23 protein-coding genes and 1 pseudogene are annotated in these 25,888 nt (G+C 65.6%); 15 read left to right on the forward strand and 9 right to left on the reverse strand.

All coding sequences use genetic code 11. The features are described from left to right. Both dnaN and dnaA read right to left on the reverse strand, forming a co-directional pair. A complete protein-coding gene (dnaN, locus tag CGU34_RS15250) occupies positions 1–1,149 on the reverse strand; it encodes a DNA polymerase III subunit beta (protein ID WP_100814593.1) in 1,149 nt (382 codons plus the stop codon). Positions 1,150–1,637: 488 nt separating this feature from the next. Then, positions 1,638–3,080: a chromosomal replication initiator protein DnaA gene (gene dnaA, locus CGU34_RS15255; protein ID WP_100814594.1), complete on the reverse strand. Its 1,443-nt coding sequence runs from the start codon at positions 3,078–3,080 to the stop codon at positions 1,638–1,640. A 323-nt stretch (positions 3,081–3,403) separates the two neighbouring features. On the opposite strand from dnaA, the gene rpmH reads away from it, so the two are divergent. From rpmH to CGU34_RS15295, 8 genes and pseudogenes are all read left to right on the forward strand, one after another. Then, complete coding sequence (gene rpmH / locus CGU34_RS15260) at positions 3,404–3,541, forward strand: 50S ribosomal protein L34 (protein ID WP_081766188.1); 138 nt, start codon at positions 3,404–3,406, stop codon at positions 3,539–3,541. A gap of 9 nt (positions 3,542–3,550) precedes the next feature. Beyond that, positions 3,551–3,883, forward strand: coding sequence for a ribonuclease P protein component (rnpA, locus tag CGU34_RS15265; RefSeq protein WP_100814595.1), 333 nt, complete (start codon positions 3,551–3,553; stop codon positions 3,881–3,883). Next, positions 3,880–4,239, forward strand: coding sequence for a membrane protein insertion efficiency factor YidD (gene yidD, locus CGU34_RS15270; RefSeq protein ID WP_036296717.1), 360 nt, complete (start codon positions 3,880–3,882; stop codon positions 4,237–4,239). The genes rnpA and yidD overlap by 4 nt, the downstream gene beginning before the upstream one ends. Before the next feature lie 3 nt (positions 4,240–4,242). Then, positions 4,243–5,259, forward strand: a pseudogene (gene yidC / locus CGU34_RS15275) (membrane protein insertase YidC); the annotation flags it as partial. Between the two features lie 236 nt (positions 5,260–5,495). After that, positions 5,496–6,017 (forward strand): Jag family protein, encoded by a 522-nt coding sequence (locus CGU34_RS15280; RefSeq protein WP_100814597.1) that lies wholly within the window; start codon positions 5,496–5,498, stop codon positions 6,015–6,017. An 18-nt stretch (positions 6,018–6,035) separates the two neighbouring features. Continuing rightward, complete coding sequence (rsmG, locus tag CGU34_RS15285) at positions 6,036–6,677, forward strand: 16S rRNA (guanine(527)-N(7))-methyltransferase RsmG (protein WP_100814598.1); 642 nt, start codon at positions 6,036–6,038, stop codon at positions 6,675–6,677. Between the two features lie 913 nt (positions 6,678–7,590). Beyond that, positions 7,591–8,544 (forward strand): ParA family protein, encoded by a 954-nt coding sequence (locus CGU34_RS15290; RefSeq protein ID WP_036296726.1) that lies wholly within the window; start codon positions 7,591–7,593, stop codon positions 8,542–8,544. Continuing rightward, on the forward strand, positions 8,544–9,533 hold the full coding sequence (locus CGU34_RS15295; protein ID WP_100814599.1) for a ParB/RepB/Spo0J family partition protein: 990 nt from the start codon (positions 8,544–8,546) through the stop codon (positions 9,531–9,533). Before CGU34_RS15290 ends, CGU34_RS15295 begins: the two co-directional genes overlap by 1 nt. An 83-nt stretch (positions 9,534–9,616) precedes the next feature. Here the strand turns inward: CGU34_RS15295 and trxA are convergent, their stop codons facing one another. The 4 genes from trxA to CGU34_RS15315 form a co-directional block, all read right to left on the reverse strand. Continuing rightward, positions 9,617–9,940, reverse strand: coding sequence for a thioredoxin (gene trxA / locus CGU34_RS15300; RefSeq protein WP_036296732.1), 324 nt, complete (start codon positions 9,938–9,940; stop codon positions 9,617–9,619). A gap of 71 nt (positions 9,941–10,011) precedes the next feature. Further along, positions 10,012–11,007 (reverse strand): thioredoxin-disulfide reductase, encoded by a 996-nt coding sequence (gene trxB / locus CGU34_RS15305; RefSeq protein ID WP_100814600.1) that lies wholly within the window; start codon positions 11,005–11,007, stop codon positions 10,012–10,014. A gap of 114 nt (positions 11,008–11,121) precedes the next feature. Continuing rightward, positions 11,122–12,717, reverse strand: a complete 1,596-nt coding sequence (murJ, locus tag CGU34_RS15310; protein ID WP_100814601.1) for a murein biosynthesis integral membrane protein MurJ — start codon at positions 12,715–12,717, stop codon at positions 11,122–11,124. Further along, the gene (locus tag CGU34_RS15315) at positions 12,710–15,031 is read right to left on the reverse strand and encodes a DUF6049 family protein (RefSeq protein WP_100814602.1); all 2,322 of its coding nucleotides are present in this window, start codon (positions 15,029–15,031) and stop codon (positions 12,710–12,712) included. Before CGU34_RS15315 ends, murJ begins: the two co-directional genes overlap by 8 nt. Before the next feature lie 115 nt (positions 15,032–15,146). Between CGU34_RS15315 and CGU34_RS15320 the strand changes: the two genes are divergently transcribed. Both CGU34_RS15320 and CGU34_RS15325 read left to right on the forward strand, forming a co-directional pair. Further along, positions 15,147–16,694, forward strand: a complete 1,548-nt coding sequence (locus CGU34_RS15320; RefSeq protein WP_100814603.1) for a DUF7059 domain-containing protein — start codon at positions 15,147–15,149, stop codon at positions 16,692–16,694. A 31-nt stretch (positions 16,695–16,725) separates the two neighbouring features. Continuing rightward, positions 16,726–18,153, forward strand: coding sequence for a CCA tRNA nucleotidyltransferase (locus tag CGU34_RS15325; protein ID WP_100814604.1), 1,428 nt, complete (start codon positions 16,726–16,728; stop codon positions 18,151–18,153). A 159-nt stretch (positions 18,154–18,312) separates the two neighbouring features. Here CGU34_RS15325 and CGU34_RS15330 read toward each other — a convergent pair whose 3' ends face one another. Then, the gene (locus CGU34_RS15330) at positions 18,313–18,972 is read right to left on the reverse strand and encodes an FMN-dependent NADH-azoreductase (RefSeq protein WP_100814605.1); all 660 of its coding nucleotides are present in this window, start codon (positions 18,970–18,972) and stop codon (positions 18,313–18,315) included. A 79-nt stretch (positions 18,973–19,051) separates the two neighbouring features. On the opposite strand from CGU34_RS15330, the gene CGU34_RS15335 reads away from it, so the two are divergent. The 5 genes from CGU34_RS15335 (at position 19,052) to CGU34_RS15355 (ending at position 23,590) form a co-directional block, all read left to right on the forward strand. After that, positions 19,052–19,393, forward strand: a complete 342-nt coding sequence (locus tag CGU34_RS15335; protein WP_036294240.1) for a winged helix-turn-helix transcriptional regulator — start codon at positions 19,052–19,054, stop codon at positions 19,391–19,393. 56 nt (positions 19,394–19,449) lie between these two features. Further along, the gene (locus tag CGU34_RS15340) at positions 19,450–20,790 is read left to right on the forward strand and encodes a GAF domain-containing protein (protein ID WP_100814761.1); all 1,341 of its coding nucleotides are present in this window, start codon (positions 19,450–19,452) and stop codon (positions 20,788–20,790) included. A gap of 235 nt (positions 20,791–21,025) precedes the next feature. Then, positions 21,026–22,573 (forward strand): acetaldehyde dehydrogenase ExaC, encoded by a 1,548-nt coding sequence (gene exaC / locus CGU34_RS15345; RefSeq protein ID WP_100814606.1) that lies wholly within the window; start codon positions 21,026–21,028, stop codon positions 22,571–22,573. A gap of 174 nt (positions 22,574–22,747) precedes the next feature. Continuing rightward, complete coding sequence (locus CGU34_RS15350; protein ID WP_100814762.1) at positions 22,748–23,083, forward strand: DUF779 domain-containing protein; 336 nt, start codon at positions 22,748–22,750, stop codon at positions 23,081–23,083. A 60-nt stretch (positions 23,084–23,143) separates the two neighbouring features. Further along, a complete protein-coding gene (locus CGU34_RS15355) occupies positions 23,144–23,590 on the forward strand; it encodes a cupin domain-containing protein (protein WP_036294246.1) in 447 nt (148 codons plus the stop codon). A 21-nt stretch (positions 23,591–23,611) separates the two neighbouring features. Here the strand turns inward: CGU34_RS15355 and CGU34_RS15360 are convergent, their stop codons facing one another. After that, entirely contained in the window at positions 23,612–24,760 is a 1,149-nt protein-coding gene (locus CGU34_RS15360; protein ID WP_100814607.1) for a hypothetical protein, read from the reverse strand. Continuing rightward, positions 24,757–25,773, reverse strand: coding sequence for a hypothetical protein (locus tag CGU34_RS15365; protein ID WP_036294253.1), 1,017 nt, complete (start codon positions 25,771–25,773; stop codon positions 24,757–24,759). Before CGU34_RS15365 ends, CGU34_RS15360 begins: the two co-directional genes overlap by 4 nt. Positions 25,774–25,888 lie beyond the last annotated feature (115 nt).

The following is a 25,888-nucleotide window of genomic DNA, read 5'->3' on the forward strand; positions in this document are numbered from 1 at the left end:
TCAGCGCAGCAGCAGATTCGGTTGCAGGAGGTACTTGAAGGTGTCGGCGCCCGCCTTGTCGACCGACGTCTGGCTCGTGATGAGCACCGGGCTCAGCTTGTTGGCGTTGTCGGACGACGTGAACGTGATGCGGACGAATTCGCTGCGCACGGCGGTCAGGGCCTCGAGCAGGTACTGCGGATTCAGGCCGAGAACGACGTCTTCACCGTCGAGGTGTGCGTCGACGGACTCAGAGGCACGCGCCTGATCTCCTCCGGAGGCATCCATCGTCACGCCCTCGGACGAGAACGTGAAGCGGAGGGGAGCGGAACGATCGAGCACGATCTGCATGCGCCGAACGGCTTCCATGAGTTCGCCCGTGTTGACCACGGCGTGGTGAGCATTCTGGTCCGGGAAAAGCCGACGGACGGGCGGGAAGTTGCCCTTGATCAAGAGCGAGGTGACGGTGCGGTCGCCCGACGAGAACGCGATGATCTCGCGGTCGCCCGACCCCGAGAAGGCGATGCGGATGTCCCCCCCGTGCGCAAATGTCTTGCCCACTTCCTGCAGGGTGCGGGCCGGGACGAGTGCGGATGCCTCGCCCTCCCGCGCAGCGGCACCATCCCACGGGATCTCACGCAGTGCCACGCGGTAGCGGTCGGTCGCGACGAGGCTCAGTGTCGTTCCCGAAACCTCGAGTTGTACACCCGTCAGCACAGGAGTCACGTCATCGCGCGAGGCGGCGAACGCGACCTGAGCGATGGCGGTCGCAAAATCCTCGGCGGGCACAAGACCCGGCTCGGCCGTGACCTCGGGAATTGCGGGGTACTCCTGGACGGGCATCCCGGGGAGCGTGAACCGTGCGGAACCACAGCTCAGAACAATTCCGCCGTCATCGTCGACGACGACCTGGATCGGCGCATTCGGAAGGCGGTTGGCGATCTCGGACAACAAGCGACCGTGAACGAGGATCGTGCCAGGGCTGTCGACAGTCGCTTCGATGACGGTACGGGCGGAGGCCTCGTAGTCGAATGCGGAGAGGGAGAGTCCGTCAGGACCCGCCTCGATCAGAACACCCGCCAGGATCGGCTGCGGGTTCCGCTGCGGGAGCAGCTTCACAACGAAAGAGACCGCGTCGCTGAAGACATCGCGATTCACGTGGAACTTCACGGTCACTCCTTTGTCCTGTGGAGGGTTGTCCTGTGGATGTTTTGTCGTCCCAGGTCTGGGCTTACCCATGCTAGTGCCGGGCCATCGTTGTCGTGAGTCGTTGCTCGTTCCACAGCCTGCGCCGTAAAGGTGAGGGGAATCGATCTCTCAGAAGAAGAAGTAGTTAATGGTGTTAACGCCTGTGGATCATGTGGATAACTCCTGACTTGCCTGTCGGGAGTATGGAACTACACGCGTGTGACTTGTGGACGAGCTGCGAATGCCCGGGTTTACGCGGGAGCGGTGCCTCGTGGAGTTTCGCGCACTCTCCACAGGAGAACCCCAAGAGTGCACAGTCTGGACGTATTCCGTGAGGCTTATCCACAGGTTATCCACACTGTGAAATCGGAATCTTGGCGGTTCGGATCGACGCGTGTCAAGCGCGTATCGCGGCATATACGGCAGCGCGAAGCGTGACCGACGAGGCATCCGTCGGTCACATCCGTGGATCAGCGGCCCGCGCGGCCGATGATCGTCGTGATCTCGGTGACCTGGTTGTACAGCGAGCGACGTTCCTTCATCAGGTCACTGATCTTCTTGTATGCGTACATGACGGTTGTGTGGTCGCGGTTGCCAAAAAGCTGACCGATCTTGGGCAGGGAAAGGCTCGTCCGCTCGCGGCACAGATACATCGCGATCTGCCGTGCGGTGGCAACGGCTTGCGAGCGGCTCGAGCCGTACAGGTCGTCGACAGATAGCTTGAAGTACTGCGCGGTCGCCGTGATGATGTCTGTCGGCGAGACGACGTTCGCATCATCCTGATCGACGATGTCGCGCAAAACGGTCTGAGCCAGCTGCACATCGAGGGATGAGCGGTTCAGGTTGGCGAATGCCGAAACCCGGATGAGCGCACCCTCGAGTTCTCGGATGTTGCTCGACACCTTGGTGGCGATGTACTCGAGGACATCATCGGGTACCTGCAGTCGCTCGCTTTGAGCCTTCTTCCGCAGGATGGCCTCACGCGTTTCGAGGTCTGGCGCCTGAACGTCGGTGATGAGGCCCCACTCGAAGCGGCTGCGCATACGGTCTTCGAACCCGGTGAGGTGCTTGGGCGGTAGGTCGCTCGTGATGACGACCTGTTTGTCGTGGTCGTGGAGCGTGTTGAAGGTGTGGAAGAAGGCTTCCTGGGTCTCGGCTCGGCCCTGCAAGAACTGGATGTCGTCGATCAGCAGGATGTCGACGTCGCGGTATCGCGCCTGGAACGCGGATCCGCGGTTGTTGGCGATCGAGTTGATGAAGTCGTTCGTGAACTCTTCGCTCGAGACGTAGCGAACACGAATGCCCGTATAGAGATTGAGGGCGTAGTCGCCGATCGCGTGGAGGAGGTGCGTCTTACCGAGGCCCGATTCTCCATAGATGAAGAGCGGGTTGTAGGCCTTGGCCGGAGCTTCGGCGACGGCGACGGCCGCGGCATGGGCGAAACGGTTGGATTGGCCGATGACGAAGTTGTCGAACGTGTACTTGGGGTTCAGGCGGGTGTCGTTACGCGAGGCCGAAGCGGGAGTCTCGGGCGGCGCGTCGACGTAGGAACGCAACCCTGATTGAACCGGCGCCGGCGCCGGCGCGTCCTGAGCCGTCTGAACGGCGGGGCTCGAGCGGGAAACGACGTGGGCCTCGGCGAGATCGGGGTTGACGACGACCCGGAATGTCACGGCGCCGGATGCATGATCGATGCGTGAGAGTGCCTCGAGGATGGAGGGACGCATCCGCTTGTTGAACTGTGCGGCCGTCAGATCATTGGGAACGTCGAGATACAGCGTCCCGGCCATGACCCCCTGAGGGACGGCCAGGCTCAAGAATCCATAGAGCTGTGGAGTGATCCGGTCGTCCTCCGTGAGGGAGTCGAGCACGGCCGCCCAGATCGAGATGTCTGGAACATCGTGCTGTGACATGGGTCCCCCGGGGATTCGCGGCTATCTGTCAGCAACCTTGTCCGGGGGCGGTAGCGCCATCTTCGGACCTGTGGATAACTGTCGCGCCCACGCTAGCCAGGCGGTGCGGCGGAGCAAAATCCACTGTAGGACCTGGCGGCGTGTCGGTGCCACGCCGGAGTTCTCGAGGTGGGGATAATGCCTCGCGCTCACGCTCGGTTTGTGACCTACTCTCGAAGGACGTATTCTTACCAGGTTGACTTATGCCCTCGCGGCATCCTTCTTCCGCCTAGCATCGTCTCCGGTCGCCACGTCCCGGCGACTCGTCTCCCGGAGTGACTCTTATGACCAAGCGTACTTTCCAGCCCAACAACCGTCGTCGCGCCAAGAAGCATGGCTTCCGCGCTCGGATGCGCACCCGCGCGGGACGCGCCATCCTTTCGGCGCGTCGCACCAAGGGTCGCACCACCGTCTCGGCCTGACCCATCCCGGTGCTCTCCCGAGCGAATCGCCTCACCCTCGGTGTCGACTATCGATCCGTCGTCCGTCGGGGCACTCGCTGCGCCGGGGCGCACACGGTGACGCATGTCATGGCGCGATCGGATGACGACGTGCGCTTCGGTTTCATCGTTTCCAAGGCAGTCGGCAACGCGGTCGTGCGCAACACGGTGCGACGTCGACTGAAGGCCGTCTGTCACGAAGCTCTCCCTGAGCTCGATCCGGGTCGGGATGTCGTGATCCGTGCTTTGAACCCCGCGGCGGGTGCTGATTTCGCGACGTTGCGAGCCGAAGTACTGCGGTGTCTACGACGAGGTCGGGCATGAGCGCCCCCCTCCCCACGGCGATGACCGGTGACGGCCACTTTGATGTGGCACGCGGCTGGCGCGCCACCTGCCTGGTCCCCCGCAATGCCGCGATTGCTGCACTGATCGCGTATCGCGCAACTATTTCTCCGATCTACGGGGATGTCTGCAAGTACTACCCCACGTGCTCGGCCTACGCGGTCGGTGCCATCCAGCAGTACGGCGTCGTTCGTGGGTCCGTGATGGCTGCAACACGATTGGCTCGATGCCATCCGTGGGCGCAGGGTGGCATCGATGATGTCCGCCCGCGCACTGACTTCCGGGATGAGCTGACCCTTCACGGGTTCGTCGTTCCGTCGCCCCGAAGAAAGGACTGATCCGTGCCGGATCTCATCGGAATCGTCCTCTGGCCACTCAAATGGGTGGTCGAGCTGATCCTCGTCGCATGGCATTGGGTGTGGACCTCGCTGGGGTTCGGCGCTGCGGATGGCATCACCTGGGTTCTGTCGATCGTCGGGCTGGTGATCGTCGTTCGTGCTGCCTTGATCCCCCTCTTCGTGAGGCAGATCAAGAGCCAGAGAAAGATGATGGAAATCGCCCCTGAACTGCGAAAAGTTCAGGAGAAGTACAAGGGCAAGCGCGATCAGCTCTCCCGTGAGGCCATGAGTCGCGAGACCATGGCGCTGTATAAGAAACACGGCACGACCCCGGTCTCGAGCTGTCTACCGCTCCTGGTACAGATGCCGATCTTCTTCTCGCTGTACTCCGTGCTGTCGTCGATTGGTTCGCACGTCGACCAGGGGGTTGGTGGCGTCGGTGTTCTCTCCGCAGACCTGACACAGCAGTTCTTCGACGCCAAGCTGTTCGGCGTCGCTTCCCTGCATGACACTCTCGCCGGTGCGTGGGAGACACGACCGGATGGTTGGGAAGCAACCGTCGGGATCCTGGTTGTTCTCGTGATCCTCATGATCGCGTCGCAGTTTTTCACGCAGCTGCAGATCATCTCGAAGAACCTGTCGCCCGAGGCCAAGACGGGCCAGGCGTATCAGATGCAGAAGATCATGCTCTACATCCTCCCGCTGGCCTTCATCTTCTCGGGTGTCTTCTTTCCGCTGGGTGTCGTCATCTACTGGTTCGTCAGCAACGTGTGGACGATGGTCCAGCAGTTCATCGTCATCCGCGAAATGCCGACCCCGGGATCGGATGCCGCGAAGGCCCGCGAGGAGCGTCTCGCGCGCAAGGGTAAGGCCATCAACTCCGAGGGCAAGATCGTCTCGATGGAGCGCTACGTCGAAGAGCAGGCGCGTCTTCTGGCCGAGGCCGAGAAGAAGAAGGCCGTCGCCCCCAAGCGACAGCAGCCTGTGGGTAAGCAGCGCGCGAAGAAGCAGACGCGTCCAGGCACGCCGGGCACGGCATCCGCTCCCCCGGCATCGTCCCCTGTCAACGGAACCTCGGCTCCGGCCGGTGCGACCGTGGGTGGCGCATCCACAGGATCGGCGTCCGAGAAGGCGAATGCATCGGACGAGCCCTCGTCGCTGACGCCGCCCCCGGCAGCAGGACAGGCGGGATCTTCGACGAAGAACGCCAAGCAGAACCCCAAGAAGCGCCGCTGACGGCGCGAGGAGCTCACGACATGACGACTACATCTGACGCACAGATCCCTCAGGAATCCGCTCCCGACGAGACTGCCTCACTCGCGCACCTCGAGCAGGAGGGCGATGTCGCAGCGGACTACATTGAAGAGCTGCTCGACATCGCTGACATCGATGGCGACATCGAACTCGATGTTCGTGCGGGTCGCGCCTACGTTTCTGTCGAGGCACCGGCGGGCGGCACTACGCTCTCCGTTCTGTCGGACCCCGAGACCGTACGTTCCCTTCAGGAACTGACTCGCTTGGCCGTGCAGAACAAGACGGGTCGCTTCTCCCGTCTGATCCTGGATGTCGGAGGTTCGCGCGACACACGCCAAGGCGAACTCGAGCAGCTGGTGAACCGTGCCATTGAGCGCCTCGAAGAGGGCGCCGGGCAGGCTTCGCTTCCCCCGATGTCGAGTTATGAGCGCAAGCTCATCCATGACATCGTCGCCGATCGCGGGTTTGTGTCGGAATCGTATGGCGAGGGTGCCGATCGGCACACTGTCATTCGCCGGTCCTGAGCCGTTTCACGTGAAACGGTGATCGACGTAGAAGCGGAGCCGCAGGCCGCCGAGGATGTCTTCGGTGATCGCATCGATCTCGCGCGGGTGTTTGCGAAGCAGCTCGCAGAACACGGTGAGCAGCGGGGGTTGATCGGTCCGCTGGAACCTCCGCGGCTGTGGTCGCGACACATTCTGAACAGCGCGATTGTCGCGGGTGCGTTCGACGCACAGAGTCGTGTTGCGGATATCGGCTCAGGCGCGGGACTTCCGGGCATCGTTCTGGCAATCGCTCGCCCTGATGTCTCATGGATTTTGATCGAGCCCATGGAGCGTCGCGTTGCCTGGCTTGACGAGCAGGTGGGTCTGCTGGGTCTCGATAACGTCGAGGTCGTGCGCGCACGCGCGGAGGACTACCCGGCGAAGGCCGGCTTCGACGCGGTGACCGCGCGTGCCGTTTCCGCCCTCCGCACCCTGATCCCTCTCACCGCTCCCCTGGTTGCGCCGGGTGGGCAGCTCATTCTCATGAAGGGCGCATCGGTTCAGGCTGAGATCGATGCAGCGGATAAGCAGATTCGACGCTTTCGGATTAGCGAGGCGAGGGTTGAGTCGTGGGGCGACGGCGTTCTGGATCAGCCAACCACGCTGTTCCGTGGGACCGTGGGTTCCGCGACGCGGTAGGTTCGCGCGATGTTCCACGTGTAACCGGGACCTAAGGCGAGTCGAGACGACTGCTCGGGGCTCTGTCTGTGTGCGTTTCGTTTCGCTCGCTGAACCTACGGAGTCGCTCACTGAGCGAGGGTGTGGCCCGAGTCGAAACCCGAACCCGAAGATCTGTGCAGATGTGTTTCGTCTCGCTTCGCTCGCTCAACGGACGGCCCTGCTGTCGAAAGGCGCCCGCGTTTCACGTGAAACGGTGCAGCCATTCCCGGCCTAGGTCGTTGCGAGCGCGAAGCGAGTCGAAACGCGAACCGCCCGTATCTGACGGCGTTGTTTCGTCTCGCTTCGCTCCGCTTGCTCAACGCGCGGCGAGGCCGTCGAATGGGGCCTGCGTTCACGTGAAACAGAACGCCGACCGTTGGTGCCGGACGTCGGAGCGGGCCGAGTCTCGTTGGTTGGGTGATCGTGAAGCGCGAGTCGGAAACGAAGCCGAGCATGTGGCGGTGCGCTCCTTCTCGCTTCGCTCACTCAACCAGCGGCGCGGATATCGGATGGAGGTCTGCGTTTCACGTGAAACAGCAGACCGGCTTGCTGTCAGAGCCAGCATGATCCGCTCGTCGCTCGTCGCTCGTCGCTCGTCGCTCGTCGCTCGTCGCTCGTCGCTCGTCGCTTGTCGCTTGTCGCGAACGCGGAGCGCGGTTCGAAAGCGAATCTGAGGATCCGGGCGGCGGGGTTTCGTCCCGCTGCGCTTGCTCGACAAACAGAGACAAGTGCACCTGCGGAAAAAACATCGACACGCCGCGTTTCACGTGAAACGCCGTGCGACCAGGGACGACGTTCATGAGGGAAGTCTCATGATGCACGGATGTGATTTCCGGCTGAAGTGCGCACCTAGAGTAGAGGTCGTCCCCCTGCCGCGAGTGGAGCGTTTCACGTGGAACATGCCCGACGTTCGGATGTCCGATCATCCGCACAACTGATAGATGACACCCCGCTGGCACGAGAGATTGCAGACCTCAGCGCACGGCGTAGAGCTTTGGAGGGAGTCGCGATCGAACTACCGAACAAGACACGCGTCCTGACCGTTTCCAATCAGAAGGGCGGGGTCGGTAAGACGACCAGCACGGTCAATGTTGCGGCCGCGCTCGCCTCCCTGGGTGCACGAGTCCTGGTGATCGACCTTGATCCGCAGGGAAACGCGTCAACCGCCCTGGGTATCCCCCATGACGCAGATACGCCGAGTGTCTACGACGTACTCATCGATGAGTTTCCCCTCGCAGACATCGTGCAGGTCAGCCCCGAGTCTCCCAATCTTTTGTGCGCGCCCAGCACGCTTCATCTTGCGGGTGCCGAGATTGAACTCGTGTCTCAGGTTGCCCGCGAGCACCGACTTCGCGGCGCACTTCAGGACTACCTCGCAACGAGTGCTCTTCCGATCCATTACGTGCTGATCGACTGCCCCCCGTCGCTGGGGCTGCTGACCATCAACGCATTCACCGCAGCGGACGAGGTGTTCATCCCGATCCAGTGCGAGTACTACGCGTTGGAGGGGCTTACACAGCTTCTCGGAAGCGTCGGCATGATCCAGCGACACCTCAACCCGGGGCTTCAGGTGTCCACCATTCTGCTCACCATGTATGACGGGCGTACCCGCCTCGCGCAGCAGGTTGCCGATGAGGTCCGCGCCCACTTCCCCGGCGAGGTGCTCCAGACGGTGATACCCCGGTCGGTACGTGTTTCGGAGGCCCCGAGCTTCGGACAGACCGTCATCGCGTACGACGGGCAGTCGGCGGGTGCCGTCGCCTACCGTGAGGCCGCGATCGAGATCAGCAAGCATGTTCCCGCGGCGTCCGGCGCTGAGAACACCAACAAGGAAGGCACGCTCTGATGTCCACGAAGAGAACGGGACTGGGCCGCGGAATCGGTGCGCTCATCCCGACCAGTGAGGCTGAGAGTCGCCCGGTCGACGTATTCTTCCCCGGAGCTCGTCGCCTGGAGGCTGTCGAAGCGCTCCCCGCAGAAGAAGAGGTCGTCGAGGAGCAGCGGTTCGCAGAACTCGTGGCAGTGCCGGGCGCGCGCCTGGCGCACATCAACCCGCAAGAAATCGTCCCCAACCCGCGGCAGCCTCGTAGGCACTTCGACGCAGATGACCTGGCAGAACTCGTCCATAGTGTGCGCGAGTTCGGCGTGCTGCAGCCTGTTGTGGTTCGGCCCCGCGCCGAGGATGGCACGTACGAGCTCATCATGGGCGAGCGACGAACCCGTGCGGCTCGCGAGGCGGGCCTGGTGAGCATCCCCGCGATCGTCCGAGACACCGCCGACGAGAACCTGCTGCGCGACGCACTGCTCGAGAACCTGCACCGTTCACAGCTGAACGCCCTGGAAGAGGCTTCCGCCTACCAGCAGCTCCTCGAGGACTTCGGCATTACGCAAGAAGAACTCGCGACCCGCATCGGCCGCTCGCGTCCCCAGATCAGCAACACGATCCGGCTCCTTCGCCTGCCGGTGCCGGTGCAACAGCGGGTGGCCGCGGGCGTTCTCAGCCCGGGACACGCTCGTGCGCTCCTGGGCCTCCCCGATGACGAGGCCATCCAGCGCCTCGCTGACAAGATCGTGAACGAAGACCTCTCGGTTCGCGCCGCGGAGGCCATCGTCAAGGGGCGCCCGGACGCTCCCCAGCGGGCCACGAAGCCTCAGGCCGGTGCCCGCCGTGGCCATCTGGACGAGGTCGCCGGTCGCCTGGGAGACCGGCTCAATACCCGCGTCCAGATCTCATTGACCGCACGTAAAGGCCAGGTCAAGATCGATTTCTCGACCATTCAGGATCTCAACAGAATCCTGGGTGAAATGGGTGTCGATGGCTTCGGATCGGACTGATGAGATCAGCACTGCTGTCATAGCTACAAGAAACGCCCCGACTCTGAGAGCCGGGGCGTTTCTTGTAGCTGCTGAAGCAGATATCAGCCGATGAACGCGGCGAGATCCTTCTCGAGCGCGAACTTCGGCTTGGCACCGATGATCGTTGTCTTGACCTCGCCACCCTGGAAGACCTTCATCGCCGGAATCGACGTGATCTGGTACTTCATGGCGAGATCGGGGTTCTCGTCGACGTTCAGCTTGAGGATGGTGATCTTGTCGGGGTGCTCGGACTGGATCTCATCCAGAACGGGGGCGACCATGCGACACGGACCACACCACTCGGCCCAGAAATCGACTAGTACGGGGCCCTCGGCATTGAGAACGTCCTGCTCCCACGTGCTGGAGGTCGTGGCTTTGGCGGTCATACTCTTCTCCTTCTTTCGGAAGTCTCAGGTACAGGAACGTCGAGACGCCCTCGAATGTTCCGCGGCTCGACTCAGCCGACGCTGACGGGGTCTGCCTCGGGCAGCCCATCGATCTGCGCGACATCTTCTTCGGGTGCTCCCGCATCGTCGAGCGCAGCCAGGTAGTGCTCCGCGTCGAGCGCGGCGACAGTTCCCGAGCCCGCGGCTGTTGCTGCCTGTCGGTAGGTCGGGTCGATGACGTCACCGGCCGCGAAAACACCGGGCACGGAGGTGCGTGACGACCGTCCATCGACCCAGATCGTTCCCTCGGAGGTGAGCTCGAGCTTGTCGTGAACGAGGTGTGTGCGCGGGTCGTTGCCGATCGCGACGAACAAACCCTCGAGGGGCAGTTCGCGGGTGGTGCCATCCGTTGTGTCGCGCAGCACGACGCCGGAAACTGCCTCGTCACCGAGGATATCCGCGACCTCGGCGTTCCAGATGAACTCGATCTTGGGGTTCGCGAAGGCGCGCTCCTGCATGATCTTCGACGCCCGCAGGCTGTCCTTCCGGTGGATGACGTACACCTTGGAGGCGAAGCGTGTCAGGAAGGTGGCCTCTTCCATGGCGGAGTCCCCGCCACCGACGACGGCGATGACGCGGTCGCGGAAGAAGAAGCCGTCGCACGTGGCGCACCAGGAGACGCCGTGCCCGGAGAGTCGCTCTTCACCCGGCAGCCCGAGCTTGCGATACGCAGAACCGGTGGCGTAGATGATGGCGGCGGCCTCGTGCTCTGCGCCGCTGCCAAGCTTCACACGCTTGACGGGTCCGTCGACCGAGAGCTCGACGACATCGTCGTACAGGATCTCGGCGCCGAACTTTTCGGCCTGCTCCTGCATCTTGGCCATCAGTTCGGGGCCCTGGATAGCCTCGGGAAAGCCCGGGAAGTTCTCGACCTCGGTCGTATTCATCAGCTCTCCGCCGACCTCGACCGAACTCGCCACAACGAGGGGTGAGAGGTTTGCGCGTGCCGCATAGGTAGCCGCGGTGAAGCCCGCAGGACCCGATCCGATGATGATCACGTGACGCACTGTGTTTCTCCCTTTTGCTTGTCTCTGGGCTTCAACCCATGGTAGACCGGCAGCATTCCAGCCCTCGGTGAATTCCACGTGCTGGAACGCGGCGTGATCGCCGTACTCGTTAGCTCAACGCCGACGCAACCGGCGGAGGAGAGGCGCAACCACCGCGAGCTCGGGCGCACGCATGACCGCCAGGATCGCGATGTACACCGCCAGCGTCACCCCGCCGACGAGCGCGGCGCCGCCGACGCCAAGATAGATGGACGAGGCCGTCCACCCATCAAAGCCCCCGAGAAGCAGGAAAAGAACCCAACCGATGGCGGCCGCCGGCACCCCGGCGACAAAGAATCGTCCCAGAGCCAGCGCGGGTGCACGAAGGCCGAGCCGGCCGAGCCGGCCGCGGAGCAGAAAGACGGCGATCACGAGCTGAACGATGCCGGCGAGAGACTGGCCCAGCGCGATTCCCGCGGCGAGATATTCCAGCGGCAGAATGGCGCCGGCGAGCAGTGCGGTCACGACGACGAGAACGGCCTGCACGAGCGTGAAGACGAACGGGCGGAACGTGTCGCCATACGCATAGAAGGTCCGCTGCACGACGTACAGGATCGACAGCGGAACCAGACCCACGAGATAAGCACCGAGCACCAAAGCGGTGGCCACGGCATCCGAGGCACTGTTGCTGAATATGCGCGATACGGGAACTGCTGCCGCCACGACCGCGGCGAGGGCGCCCACAAGGAAGAAGCTGATCGTTCGGATGCTGGTGCCGAGGTCGGCACGAACGTCGTCGTCTCGTCCGGCCGCGGCATGCTCGCTGAGCTGTGTGAAGTACGGGGTCCCGATCGATACGGCGATCACCGAGTACGGGAGGATGAAGATGAACCACGCGAATGCCATGGTCGCTGCGGAAGCAGCGACGTCGGAGGCCGCGCTGACCACGCGGGTCTGGATGAGGCCCGCGACCTGCCCCACCACGACCATCCAGAACGTCCACCACGCGAGGGTGCCCATCGTTCGCAGGCCCATACCGCGCCAGGCGAAGTCTGGGCGGAAGCGCAGGCCCGAACGTCGCCAGAACAGCAGCAGAACGCCCGCCTGTACGGCGATTCCGAGAGTCGCGGTGCCTCCCAAGAGCGTGATCATGTCGGGCGTCCATGTCAGGACGTCGTTGCGCTCAGGCCCGAACAGCACGATGAACGTGACGAAACCGGCGATCGAGACGATGTTGTTGACGATCGGCGCCCACGTGTACGGACCGAACACGCGGCGGGCATTCAGTGTCTCGCCGACCAGGGCGTAAAGACCGTAGAAGAAGAGCTGTGGGATGCACCAGTACGCGAGGGCGATGGCGAGAGCCAACTGTTCGTCGGTGAACCTCGCGTAGAGCTGCATCAGCAACGGGGCCGCCAGGGTGGCGAGGCCCGTCACAACCACGAGGACGACGGTGCCGAGCGTCAGCAGCTTGGAGACAAAAGCTCCCCCACCATCCGCGTGCTTGGCCGCGCGCACGATCTGGGGAACGAGCACCCCGGTGAGGATGCCGGTGGAGATGATGGCATAGATGTTGTTCGGGAGCTGATTCGCGATGGTGAAGGCGTCGGCGGCACCACTGCCGACTGAGCCGAGGGCGGCCACGAGAACGATCGAGCGCACGACCCCGGTCAGACGCGAGACGAGGGTGCCCGCCCCGAGGATCGCGCTGGCGCGCCCGAGACTACTCATCGCGGCGGTCCACGGGTCGATCAGGCTCCGGCTCGCGTGCCGTGTTCTCTTCGGTCGTGCCCTGGTCGATCGTCGGCCCGTCCACACCCTCGGCGGCGCGTGTGCGGCGACGTCGGCGAATGGTCCGGATGAAACCCGCACCCAGCAGCAGGACGATGATGGCGCCCAGTCCGATGATGCCAATGCGCTCCCACTCGGCGCGCACGGTCACCTGAGCGCGCTGGACGGGCCCGACCTGCTCGAAAGTGGGGCTCAGGAGCCGCAGTTCGATCGTCACCTCGCCGCTGCCCACCCGCGCGCGGACGGGAACCTCGACCCGCGTGTTGACACCGGGCTCGGCTCGAACCGTGAGCGTCCGTTCGACATCGAGGCGCAGATTGTCGGGAGTCGAGACGAGGACGACATTGGCGGCGAACGGCAGATCGTTTCGCACGAAGAACGGCAGCACCGCTTCGGGGCTGACCAGTTGCACCGTGCTCGGCTCCTGAATCGCGACCGACGTCAGCGTGGTCGTTGTCGCCTCGGCGTGTGCGGTGAGCGCGGCCTGCCACGCGTTCGGCTCGTCGCGCCAGCCGGCGCCGATCAGCTGCAAGAGGTCGGAGCGTTCGGGCGCGGTCAGCAGCGACGGGTCGTCGATGATCGACGAAAACTCGGCGATGCTCGTCTCACCCGCCAGCAGCGTGTCCAGACGCGTCGCGGCCTCCTCGTCGGGCTGCGCGGCGCTCTGCGCACCGGCGGGCTCCGCGCTCAAGAGGGCGCTGAGAGTCGTGGGAACGACACCGGGGTAGCTGAAGACCGTGTCGATCGCGGCGCGGAGCGATATGGCGCTGACCTCAGCCATCCGCTCTGTCGTGACCAACAGGGGACCGCTCGGGCTCGACGCCTCGAGCGCAATCTGTGCGGATATGAGGGCGGACGCGGCCTGGGCGCTGCCCTCCGTTGCGGCGGCGGTTGCTCGTATCGCGCTCGATGAACCGGCTTCGTACACGAGCAGGGGTGCACCCTCGGCGGACGAAGCGGCGGCGCGGGCCTCGGACCGCTCGGTTTCTGCAGAGCTGAGCAGGGTGGTCGCCGGAGAGCCCGTTGCCGAGGGCTGTTGTGCCAGCACGTTCACGGCATTCGCGTCGGCGCGGCCCTGCGCGGGCCAATACATGGCGGCCCGTGCCCCGGGTACGGCGCGAAGTTCGTCGAGGTCGGGCAACGGAACGGTGTCTGTGTCTGTGTCACCGCCCTCGTCGGTCTGGGCGTCCGCAGTTGCCGAGGGGTTCGGACTCGGGGTCGGCGTCGCATTCACGAAGTCATCCTCGGACATGGCGTAGTCCAGGCTCGTGGGCTCGAGCAGGGTGGTGAGTCCCGCATCGGCCTGGACCGAGACATCCGCGTCGCCGAACTGCAGGGCGAAGCGCTCATTCGGGAGGGCTGCGAGCCGATCCAGCCACGCGAGAGCGCTGGCGGGCGCAGAATCCCCCATAACGCGGATCGATGCGAGCAAGGCGGGGTCGACAGCAAGGATCGCTGAGGTGCCGGCGACGCCGGCCAGGATGTCGGTGAGGCGACCATCTGTGCCCGTGAGTGTCGTGAGGTCTTCCGCGGAGAGCAGTCCGTCCGTCTGTGGGCCGGCCGTCACCGCCACGATCACGCCGATTGCGGCGGCCGTCGGGGTGTCGCCCTGCAGCACGATGGCACTTCGCGAGACGACGTCTCCACCGTAGGTAGCCGACAGCGCATATACACCGGGAGTTCGTCCTGCCAATGCCTCGACGGCAACCGTGGACACGACGATCTCGCTGTCGCCCGCGACGATCGCGGGCACGGCGGGGCGATCGATCACGGATGCCTCGGTCGCGAGTTCACCGTTGTCGATCCACTCGTCCAGCTCGGGGCTCGTGGTGAGCGGGCTGTCACTGAGCTCGACCGTGAGCGATGTCGGCGCGAGATCCGTCGAGGTCGGATTGGAAACCTCGATCGTGGACGTCAGCGCTGCGCCGGCCGCCACGACACCGTGGGCGAGCGGTGCGAGAACGAGGGTCGGCTCGGCCGGTGTGGGCGTCGGTGTCGGACTGGGCGATGCGACAGCTCCCGTGGCGCCGGCGAGAACGAGGGTGGTGGTGACCGCGAGGAGGGCGGCCGTGCCGCGTAGGCGCTCGACGACTCTGCGCCTGGCTGTGCTCATGGTTCCGGCGCCGAGACGGCTGTGGATCGTGTCTCGCCGCACGCCGAGCCCTCCGGGCGCGGAGCCGCGCCGCACGCCGGAGCCGAAGAAGAGGTGCTTCACGGTGTGTCCGGGGTTGTCATCGAGTGCGAGAGTTCGCACATTCGGCCCGATTCTACGGCGCACGCCTTCGCGTCACCGGTGCATCGCCGTGCGGCAGCGGGGTTCAGTGACCATCGGCGGCGTAGTTCTTCACGAGGCACGATTGAATGGGGGGATGATCCCCGAACCCGATCCGGCTCTGGCGCGCTCGCTCGCCGACGACCTGGCCGCGGCCGGCTACACCGGTGCGCGATTGCGTGCGCTCTGGGGTGTCGCGGCGGACGAAGCGATCGGGCGCGGCCGCGCGCTTCCGGCTCGACGAGAGGCAGCCGCGACGGACTCTGCGGTCGCCATTCTTGCGCGGCTCTTCTTCCTGGGGAGCCCGGTCCGTGAATCCGAGGCGAGCGCGGCCCTAACGAACGTCACTATCGACGGTGCCGAGAGGCTCGGCCTCGTCCGAATGAGTTCGGGGTCGGTCACGCCGTCGGTGATGATACGGCCGCAGGCATACGTCGATGAGCACGGTGCGGGCGAATGGTGGATAGCGAGCGATATCGACGAGTCCGTGCGCCCGGGACCTCTCCCGGAGGACCACGTCCTCGGCGTGGGAGGGGCTTCCCTGACGCTCGCGGGGCTGCAGCTCCCGACATCCGCCGCTCGCGTGCTCGACCTAGGTTCCGGTTGCGGCATTCAGTCGTTGCGCGCGCGCCGCGACAGTCCCGATGTCACGGCAACGGACATCTCGGAGGCCGCCCTGCGGTTCACCCGCCTGAACGCACAGCTCAACGCCGTGGACGGTATCCGCACCCTGCGGGGCAGTCTCTTCGACCCGGTACAGGGTGAGGTCTTCGACCGAATCGTGTCGAATCCTCCTTTCGTGATCACGCCGCGGGGCGCAGACGTTCCCGCCTACGAGTACCGCGATGGTGGCCTGACGGGCGATGCGCTCGTCTGTCACATCGTCATGGGGGCCGGAGTCCACCTCGTACCCGGAGGTATCGCGCAGCTGCTCGGTAACTGGGAGTACGTCGACGGAGAGGACGGACTGCATCGCGTGCGCGACTGGATCGCGGCATCTCCTGTGCCCCTGGATGCCTGGGTGATCGAACGAGACCGGATGGATCCGATCGCGTACGCCGAGCTCTGGATCCGCGATGGCGGCACCGTCCCCGGCACGGACGAGTTCGAAACGATGCTCGCGGCGTGGTTGGACGACTTCGAGGCGCGTGGCGTGCGCGAGGTCGGCTTCGGATACATCCTGCTGCGCCGGAGGACCGAAGGTAGCCCTGCCCTCTTACGATTCGAACGGGTCGAGGGTGCGATTGGGCCGAATGCCGCTCTGGGAATGCATCTTGCCGAGAGCCTGCGCGCACACGACCGCCAGGCTCGGCTGAGCGATGCCGAGCTCGCGGAAGCGGTACTGCTGGTTGCCGGGGATGTCACCGAAGCGCGCCACTACCTGCCCGGGGCGGAGGATCCGAGCGTGATCGAGCTGCGTCAGGGCGGAGGCTTCGGCCGCACCCTCGCGGTCGACCCGGCTCTGGCCGCGCTCGTGGGTGCGAGCGATGGTGACCTGCCCGTGGGACGTTTGATCGCGGCGATCGCGGAGTTGCTCGAGGTGGACCCCGACGCACTCCTCTCGGATCTCCTCCCCCGTGTTCGAGGCCTGCTCGATGACGGGTTCTTGACCTTCGCGGGGGGCGAGGCATCGCCGTCCGCGTAGGTGTCCGACCCGCCTCGGTAGGCTGGTTGACATGGTGAGTATGGCCGAGGGCCTCGGCCGACTCGCGAGTCTTGCGGCGTCGCCCGTTGTGGCCGAGTTGTCCGTCGCATTCGAGCGCGCCGGGTTCGAGCTCGCGATCGTGGGCGGGCCGGTGCGCGATGCGTTGCTCGATCGACCCACGCACGACCTCGACTTCACGACGAATGCGCGACCGGATGACATCCTGCGCATCGTCAAGCCGATCAGCACGGCGCAGTGGGACATCGGCCGCGCGTTCGGCACGATCGGCGCCCGCGTGCGTGGCGAGCAGGTCGAGATCACCACGTACCGCGCCGACGAGTACGACGGAGAGACCCGCAAGCCGGTCGTCGAGTTCGGGGACAGACTCGAGGACGACCTGCTGCGCCGGGACTTTACGGTCAACGCGATGGCCCTCCGAGTTCCCGGCCCCCAGCTGGTCGATCCGACGTCGGGCGTCGAGGATCTTCTCGACCAGGTGCTACGAACTCCCGTCGCCCCGGCCGTCAGCTTCGGTGACGATCCGCTCCGGATGCTTCGCGCTGCCCGTTTCGCGGCTCAGCTCGGCTTCATCGTCGCCGACGACGCGATCGATGCGATCACCACGATGCGCGACAGCCTGTCGATCGTCAGCCCGGAGCGTATTCAGGCCGAACTCGTGCGGATGCTGCAGACGAGGGATCCGGTGCGAGGCATCCGTCTTCTCGTCGAAACGGGACTCGCGGGCGTTTTCCTTCCCGAGCTGCCGGCGCTGCGGCTCGAGGTGGACGAACATCACCACCACAAGGACGTATACGAGCACTCGCTGACCGTGCTGAAGCAGGCGATCGACCTCGAGGGTGAGCGACACCCGGGTGCGGATCCGGATGTCGCGCTCCGACTTGCCGCTCTGCTGCACGACATCGGAAAGCCCGCGACGCGCAAGCTCGAGACGGCCGGCGGGGTGACGTTCCACCATCACGATGCGGTCGGGGCGCGTCTGGCACGCAAGCGGCTGCAAGCTCTGCGGTTCGATTCGGACACGATCACCGCCGTCAGCCACTTGGTGGATCAGCATCTGCGCTTCTTCGGGTATTCGGAGGGCGCCTGGACCGACTCGGCCGTGCGGCGCTACGTTCGCGATGCCGGTGATCAGCTCGAGCGCCTGCACATCCTCACCCGCGCCGATGTCACGACCCGCAACAAGCGCAAGGCGACGCGGCTGCGCACGGCGTACGACGATCTGGAGCGGCGGATCGCTGTGCTCGAGGCCGAAGAAGAGTTGCAGTCGATCCGCCCCGAGCTCGACGGCAACCGCATTCAAGAGGTCCTCGGGATTTCTCCGGGACGCGAGGTGGGCGACGCGTACCGCTTCCTCCTCGACCTGCGCCTCGACGAGGGGATCCTCGGCGAGGCCGAGGCCGAGGCGCGACTGCGCGCGTGGTGGGCCGCTCGGTCCTGAGGCGTGCGTAGGGCTCGCTCGCCTATCGTCCTGTATCGATCCACCCGATCGATCTCACTCGGTGAGTTGGACGGGAAGTGGGGCAGGTTACGTGCTGTGGGGCACATTCTGCCGTGCCCCACAGCATCCAACCTGCCCCACAGGGTGAGCGCTACTCACTCAGCTCGAGGCGGATCCGGTGAGTTCCGCGATCTCGCGTCCGGACCGCACGGCGTGGGTCTCGGCCGTCTGCTTCAGATCGGCGGCAACCTCGGCGAACGCATCGAGGGCCGGGTTCACGCCCACGAGCGTGAAGGGACGCTCGACGACCCGAAGATCCAGGCCCCAGACATCCGCGAGGACACGACGCAGCCACGACGTGGAATGGTCCCAGCCCTCTTTCGGCGTGCCCGGTGCATAGTTGCCGCCGAGGACCGTCACGAGGGTCGCGGGCTTGCCGTGCAGCGCGGTGCCCTGCGGGTCGATGCGGGGATCGGTGTACGCCAGGTCGAACCACGTCTTGAAGTGCTGCGACACCCCGTAGTTGTAGAGCGGGACGGCGAAGAGAAGTGCGTCGGCGTCGACGAGTTCGTCGGCGAGCTGGGTCGAGAGGGCGCGTGCTGCGCGCTGGCCGTCGGTGCGTTCTGCCTCGGGAGTGAAGTTCGAGGTGACAGCGTCTGCCCACGCGGTCGCCGGAATCGGCTCCACGGACAGGTCGCGACGGACGACGGTGGACGTCGGGTGCGTTGAGAGCCACTCTTTCTCCACGAGGTCGGCGAGTTCGCGGCTCGAAGAGGTGGTGGGGAGGATGCTGGCGTCGAGGCGGAACAGGGTGGTCATGTGATGTCCAATCTGGATTTCGAAGTTACTCATAAAAACATAGCGACTCCGGAGACTGTAGCACCCGTACGATGAATCCATGACGGATTCCGAACACGAGCTTCATGTCTGCGATGCAGCCGTGACCCTCGCGTTCTCGGTGCTGGGTAAGCGGTGGAACGGGATGATCGTTTCGGCCCTGGGAAGTGGCGCCTCGACATTCGGAGCCCTGCGGCGTGCGGTGCCGGGGATCAGCGACGCCGTTCTGTCGGAGCGTCTCGCGGGACTGGCTGAGGCGGGACTCGTCGTCCGCACGGTCACCCCCGGTCCACCCACAGCCGTTGCATACGCGTTGAGCGACAGCGGTGAACGGTTGTTGCCGATCCTCGATCAGCTGGGTCGATGGGCTTCGGGCAACCTCGCGGAGCAGCCGACGGCCTAGGCACGCCCCGACGTGCGCGGTAGCCTGTGCGGACCGTCAACGCAGATGGGGTCCGCATGTCGTCGCCGTGGTCGTCTCGGCGCGAGGTCTCGCCCGAGACGTCGCGCCTGCTGATCGAGCGTGCTCACGACGAGTTGGTGCACGGGAACTCCGGCGACCAGCGCCTGCTCGACGTTCGCCCTCTCGTGCGCGAGTCCTGGCGGCGCTCCCTCGCCGGCCTCGTGGGCGCCGAAGCGCTCCCTTCGGTCGCGCTCTCACCGACCGAGCTCGAGGAGTACCGCCGGACGCATCCACTCGCGGATGTGCTCGAGATGATCCGCGCGCTTCTGTTGCCCGGCGATGCAGCCGAATCGGGAGTTGCCGTTGCCGTGGGTGATGCCGCCGGGCGTCTGTTGTGGGTCGAGGGTGATCGGAACGTGCGCGCGCTGACGGGAGAGATGGGATTCGTCGCGGGTACGAACTGGTCCGAGTCGGCGGTCGGCACTGCCGCGCCGGGGACGGCCCTGGCACTGGATCGATCCGTCCAGATCCGCGGCGCCGAGCACTACAACCGCCTCGTTCAGCCGTGGAGTTGCACGGCGGCGCCCGTGCACGATCCCGAAACCCGGCGCATCCTGGGCGTCATCGATGTCACGGGCGGCTCGAGTGCGGTGACTCCGCAGGCGCAGCTTCTGGTCGATGCAACGGCGCGCGCGGTCGAGGGTGAGCTGCTCGTTGCGCGGCTGCGTGCTCGGGCGGCCACTCCCCCGCGCGTTGCCGAATCGCGTCGGCCCCTACGCCGGGCCCCGCGCCCCGAGGTCGCGCGCTCGACGCTGCGGGTCCTCGGACGGGACCGGGCGCTGCTCGAGATCGCGGGCGAAGGATCGGATCGGATGACGGAGCTCAGCGCTCGGCACGCCGAAATCCTGCTGATGCTCGCGACGCATCGGCAGGGCCTGTCGGCAGACGGCCTCGCCGAGCTGGTCTACGGCGAAAGCGCGTCGGCCGAGACTCTGCGGCCAGAGATGGTGCGCCTGCGGAAGGCGCTGGAGCGCACGGCTCCTCATCTGGTCCCCGCATCCCGGCCGTACCGGCTCGGACCCGAGCTCGAGACGGATGCCCAACACGTGCTGTCGCTGCTCGACCGCGGCGCGCATCGGGTCGCGCTCGCCGCATATCGGGGCGCGGTGCTGCCCGACTCCGTCGCGCCCGGGGTGGAGAGGGTGCGGGAGAGCGTTCGCCAGGCGCTGCGCGAGGCCCTGATCGCCGAGGCATCCGTCGACGTTCTGCTGGCCTATGCCGATACCGAGGACGCTACCGAAGACGTCGAGGTGCTGCGGCTGTGCCTGAGTCTGCTGCCGGCGCGCTCCCCCCGGCGGGCGGGGCTCGTCGCGCGGATCGCGCGGCTCGAGGACTGAGCGGCCTCGGTCGTTGAGCGACGAGCGCAGCGAGGAGACGAAACGGAGCGCTTCGTCGTTTCGTCTCGCCTGCGGCTCGCTCAACGACCGGGCGTGGGGGTCGCTCGCTGAGCGACGAGCGCGGCGAGGAGACGAAACGCAGGGGCGCAACGGGATGCAACGTTGCGCGGCCTACCGTCGACGCAGATCGCGGCAGCGCATGCCGTTCACTCATGACACGTCGAAGGAGACAGACATGACCATCGTCGAAGAGGGCGTCTCGAGCGTCTACGCAGCCCCCGGTCAGCGCGGGGCGCTCGCCGAATATCGCAGCCGCTATGGCCACTACATCGGGGGCGAGTTCGTCGAGCCCGTGAAAGGCCAGTACTTCGAGAACCTGAGCCCGGTCAACGGCAAGCCGTTCTGCGAGGTCGGCCGCGGCACGGTCGAAGACATCGATCGCGCGGTGGATGTCGCGTGGCAGGCGTTCGAGTCCTGGAAGAAGACGACGCCCGCCGAGCGCGCGAACATCCTCAACAAGATCGCGGATCGCATCGAGCAGAACCTCGAGATGATCGCCGTGGCCGAAACATGGGACAACGGCAAGCCCGTGCGTGAAACCCTGGTCGCCGACATCCCGCTGGTCGTCGATCACTTCCGCTACTTCGCCGGCGTGCTGCGCGCTCAGGAAGGATCGCTCAGTCAGATCGACGAAGACACCGTCGCGTACCACTTCAACGAGCCGCTCGGCGTGGTCGCGCAGATCATCCCGTGGAACTTCCCGATCCTGATGGCGACGTGGAAGCTCGCCCCCGCGCTCGCGGCCGGCAACTGCGTCGTGCTGAAGCCCGCGGAGCAGACACCGGCGTCGATCCTGTTCCTGTTCGACATCATCGGAGACCTGCTTCCCGCCGGTGTCGTCAACATCGTCAACGGGTTCGGCATCGAGGCCGGCGCTCCGCTCGCTCAGCACAAGCGCATCCGCAAGGTCGCGTTCACGGGCGAGACCACGACCGGGCGCCTGATCATGCAGTACGCGTCGCAGAACCTGATCCCGGTGACCCTCGAGCTCGGGGGCAAGAGCGCAAACGTATTCTTCGAAGACGTCGCCCGCCAGAAGGACGACTATTACGACAAGGCACTCGAGGGCTTCACCTTCTTCGCCCTGAACGGCGGCGAGGTCTGCACGTGTCCCTCCCGCGCTTTGATCCAGCGGTCGATCTACGACGGGTTCCTGAGCGACGGACTCGAGCGCGTCGGCAAGATCGTGCAGGGAAACCCGTTGGACCCGGCGACGATGCTCGGGGCCCAGGCATCCAATGACCAGCTTGAGAAGATCCTGAGCTACATCGACATCGGCAAGGCCGGTGGCGCGAAGCTGCTCACGGGTGGCGAGCGCGTCGACCTCGGCGGGGATCTGACCGACGGCTTCTACGTGCAGCCGACGGTGTTCGAGGGCACGAACGACATGCGGATCTTCCAGGAAGAGATCTTCGGACCGGTCGTCTCGGTCACGTCGTTCGACGACTTCGACGGCGCAATCGACATCGCCAACGACACCCTCTACGGTCTGGGCGCCGGGGTGTGGAGCCGCTCGGGTGACATCGCGTACCGGGCGGGCCGGGCGATCGAGGCTGGTCGCGTCTGGACGAACACGTACCACCAGTACCCCGCGCACGCGGCGTTCGGCGGGTACAAGCAATCCGGCATCGGCCGCGAGAACCACCTGAAGATGCTCGACCACTACCAGCAGACGAAGAACCTGCTGGTGTCGTACGCCGAAGGCCCGATGGGCTTCTTCTAAGTCACCTCCTCCCTTCTGTGTCCCACTTTCACTCGCTATGGACGCTTCATTCCGAGTGGAAGTGGGACACGATACGAAGGATGTGGGACATGGCGCCGGTGACAGGGTGAAGGGAGCGAGGGCGTGAGTACCGAGACGAACGAACGCGTGGCGGTGACGGATGCCGCGGCCACCATGGTGCGGCAGTTGACCCTGCAGCATGGGCCGCTGATGTTCCATCAGTCCGGCGGATGCTGCGACGGTAGCGCACCCATGTGCTACCCCGTCGGCATGTTCATCACCGGGCCCTCAGACGTGCTGCTCGGCGCGATCGACGTCGGGCTTGATGACCCCGTCGAGATCTACATGTCGGAGTCGCAGTTCGAGTACTGGAAGTACACGCACCTCACGATCGACATCGTGCCCGGCCGGGGCGCCGGGTTCAGCGTCGAAGGTCCGACCGGGATGCGGTTCCTGATCCGGTCGCGGATGCTCACCGAGCCGGAGCTGCAATACTTCGATCTGCGCTAGACACGCCGCGCTCGAAGCATCCGGAGTCGGCGTATTCCGGGACAGAGCAGGAGTGCAGCGATGAGCGAGAGTGGGAACCCCGACCAGCGCCCCGAGACTGCGCGACGGTTCGACCTCGCGCCGCACCCGGAGGGCGGATGGTTCCGGCGCACGTGGGCGTCCGGTGTGGCGGTCGAGACCCCGGGCGGCGAGCGACCGGCGGCGACCTGCATCCACTACCTGCTGACGCCCGGCGAAGAAAGCGCCTGGCACGTCGTCGCGAGCGACGAGATCTGGCTCTGGCACGGGCCGGGCACGCTCGAACTGCGGCTCGGCGGCGCGGGTGATGGGCCGGGCGAGGGCGAGTCCATCGTGTTGGGACCCGACCACGCTGGCGGACACGTCGCACAGGGCATCGTTCCCGCTGGCGTCTGGCAGACGTCACGCCTCGCCGGCGATGCGGAGGTGCTGGTGACCTGCATCGTCTCGCCGGGTTTCAGCTTCGACGACTGGCGGCTCGCCGAGTAACTCTCGAGGTTCGACCGTCGGTCAGAAGAAGATCGTGACCACCCAGACCGCCACGAACACGACGACCGCGATGATGCCGAGCACCGAAACCCTTCGCTTCAAGCGTCGGCCCTCGGGTGCGACACCGGGAGGTGGCCGGAGGTCCGGCGCTGCGGCGAACGGATCGGCAACGCCGCCCGCAACGAACCCCGCTCCAACGGCACCGGCCGCGCGGGCCGAGGCATCCGCTGCCAGTCGATCGTCGCGCCACCGCGACCATTGCGCGAACTTCTCCAAGAGCGCACCGACCGTCGCGAACAACCACGCCCACGTCGCGGGGTCGAGGGTCGACAGGTCGCGCTTTGCGTAGAGGAACAGCCAGTCGTCGACGATCTCGACGTCGAGCTCGGCGGCGTTGTCGATGAACCGGGCCATGATGTCCGGTGTGAACAGGTAGAGCGCGTCGCGCTCGTACCCGCGCGGGCAGAACAGCGAGAAGTACCTGTCGAAGTCGCCCTCCAGACCCAGCCGCTGATCGCGATCGAAGGACGTCGGCAGGTTCGATCCGAACAAACCGTTGTTGCCGACGGCATCGAGCAGAATGTGCGGCAGCGGCACGTCGAGTTTGATGGCGACGTAACCCCACTTGTGCGTCGACTGGTTCTTCCCCGACCCCGTCACGTAGCGATAGTTCGCGAATTCGACGAAGCGCGGGCTGTCGCCCCGCACGAGATCGCGTGCCGCGCGGGAGTGGCCCTGGCTGAAGATCATCCCGGGCAGTCCGGGATCGGCCAGGCTCGGCACGTAGGACATCGCGTTCGCCTCGGCGAAGCGAGCGAGTCGGTACCAGCGCTCGCGCCCCCCGGCATAGAGACGGATGGCGAGCCACACGATCGCGCCGATGGCGGCCAGGATGAGCAGAACAGGGAGGACGAACAGCCACCCGACCGAACCGCTGGTCACCATCGCGCCGGCGATGGTGCCGAAGATGCTCAGGAACACCAGGGCGAAAACCCCGCCCACCACGATCAGCAGAACGAGCTGCACCCCCTGGGTCCCCGAAAATGGTGACCCCAAACGGCCCTCGGCACGTAGGCGTGTCGTGAAAGCGCGGATGTCAGCGGCGCGGGCAGGCTCGATCAGCGGACGCGCGTCGAAGGGAACGGATGTCGCGGGACCGGCACCACTCACCGGTTCACCTCGTTGCCGTTCCACGAATCGCCGTCCCACGTGAGGTCGGCACCCTCGCGAAGGGGAAGTGCCTCGAGACCGGGCGAAGCGAAGATCGCCGCGATCAGCTCGGCGGACCCCGCGATGACGGTGGAGTCGAAGTCGATCTCGCTGACGACGGCCCAGGAGCGGTCGGCGGGCCACAGGACGTTCGGCGACTGCGCCCAGGCATGCGCCTCGTCGGGACCTACCCAGGGCGCGAGGTCGGGCCATGAAGCATCCGTGAACGCCGTCACCCCCGCGGCGAACAGCACGTAGGCGCGCTGCGGCAGCTCGAGACGCGGGCCGCGGGAGATTTCATCCGAGAGGATGCCCGGCTGCCACGTGGGTTTGCGGAACACGTTGTTGAAGGGGTCGCGCGTGCTCGCCTCGAGCATGGCCCGATGCCTGTCCTGCAGCGATGCGGCGTCGTCCACGGTCGGATCCGCCGAAAAAGTCAGGACCGCGCGCGACGGCGTCTCGCCCATGAATCCGACGAGACCGCCGTAGCCCTCCCACACGCCGGCATAGCCGTGGTGGGGGGTTGTGGTCGCCGCGGCGAGCAGCCGCGCGAGCGTGGCCAGCTGTGCGACGTCCATCCGTCCATCGCCCGGGGCGTCGTACTGCCAACCCTCGGGACCGCGAACCTGCTGCCACCCCTGCTCGAGGTCGTGCGCGCCGACGATGCGGTTCCACTGCGCCTCGGGATGCATCTGGGTTCCGAACGTCGCCGCGGTCTGCGCCCAAGTGACGTTCTCGGTGTCGATCTGGGGTTGCGAGCGGCCGAATGCCGCCCACGCTCGGGCGTGATCGTCGTAGGGAAGGGGCGGCCACGGCTGCCCGACCGGCCGGGAGCGGGAGGCGGGATGGAAGATCCGCGCGTACGCCGGGAAGCCACGAGGTACGACGGTGTGCATGCTCGAGGCACCCGTCCACGTCGCGTCGAGCCGGTCGCGCAGCCAGTCGCCCGGCGAAGTGTCCGCTATCCAGTCCATGAGGCCACGCTACCCACCGGAGCACGCGCGGTTGGGTGGATCCTCGACATCCGCTAGACTACGAAGGTTGTCCGGCCGCGGCCCGTCCGCGAAACCGTGACGACATGCACACACC

This window comes from Microbacterium lacus (assembly GCF_002812805.1).
GTDB lineage: Bacteria > Actinomycetota > Actinomycetes > Actinomycetales > Microbacteriaceae > Microbacterium > Microbacterium lacus_A.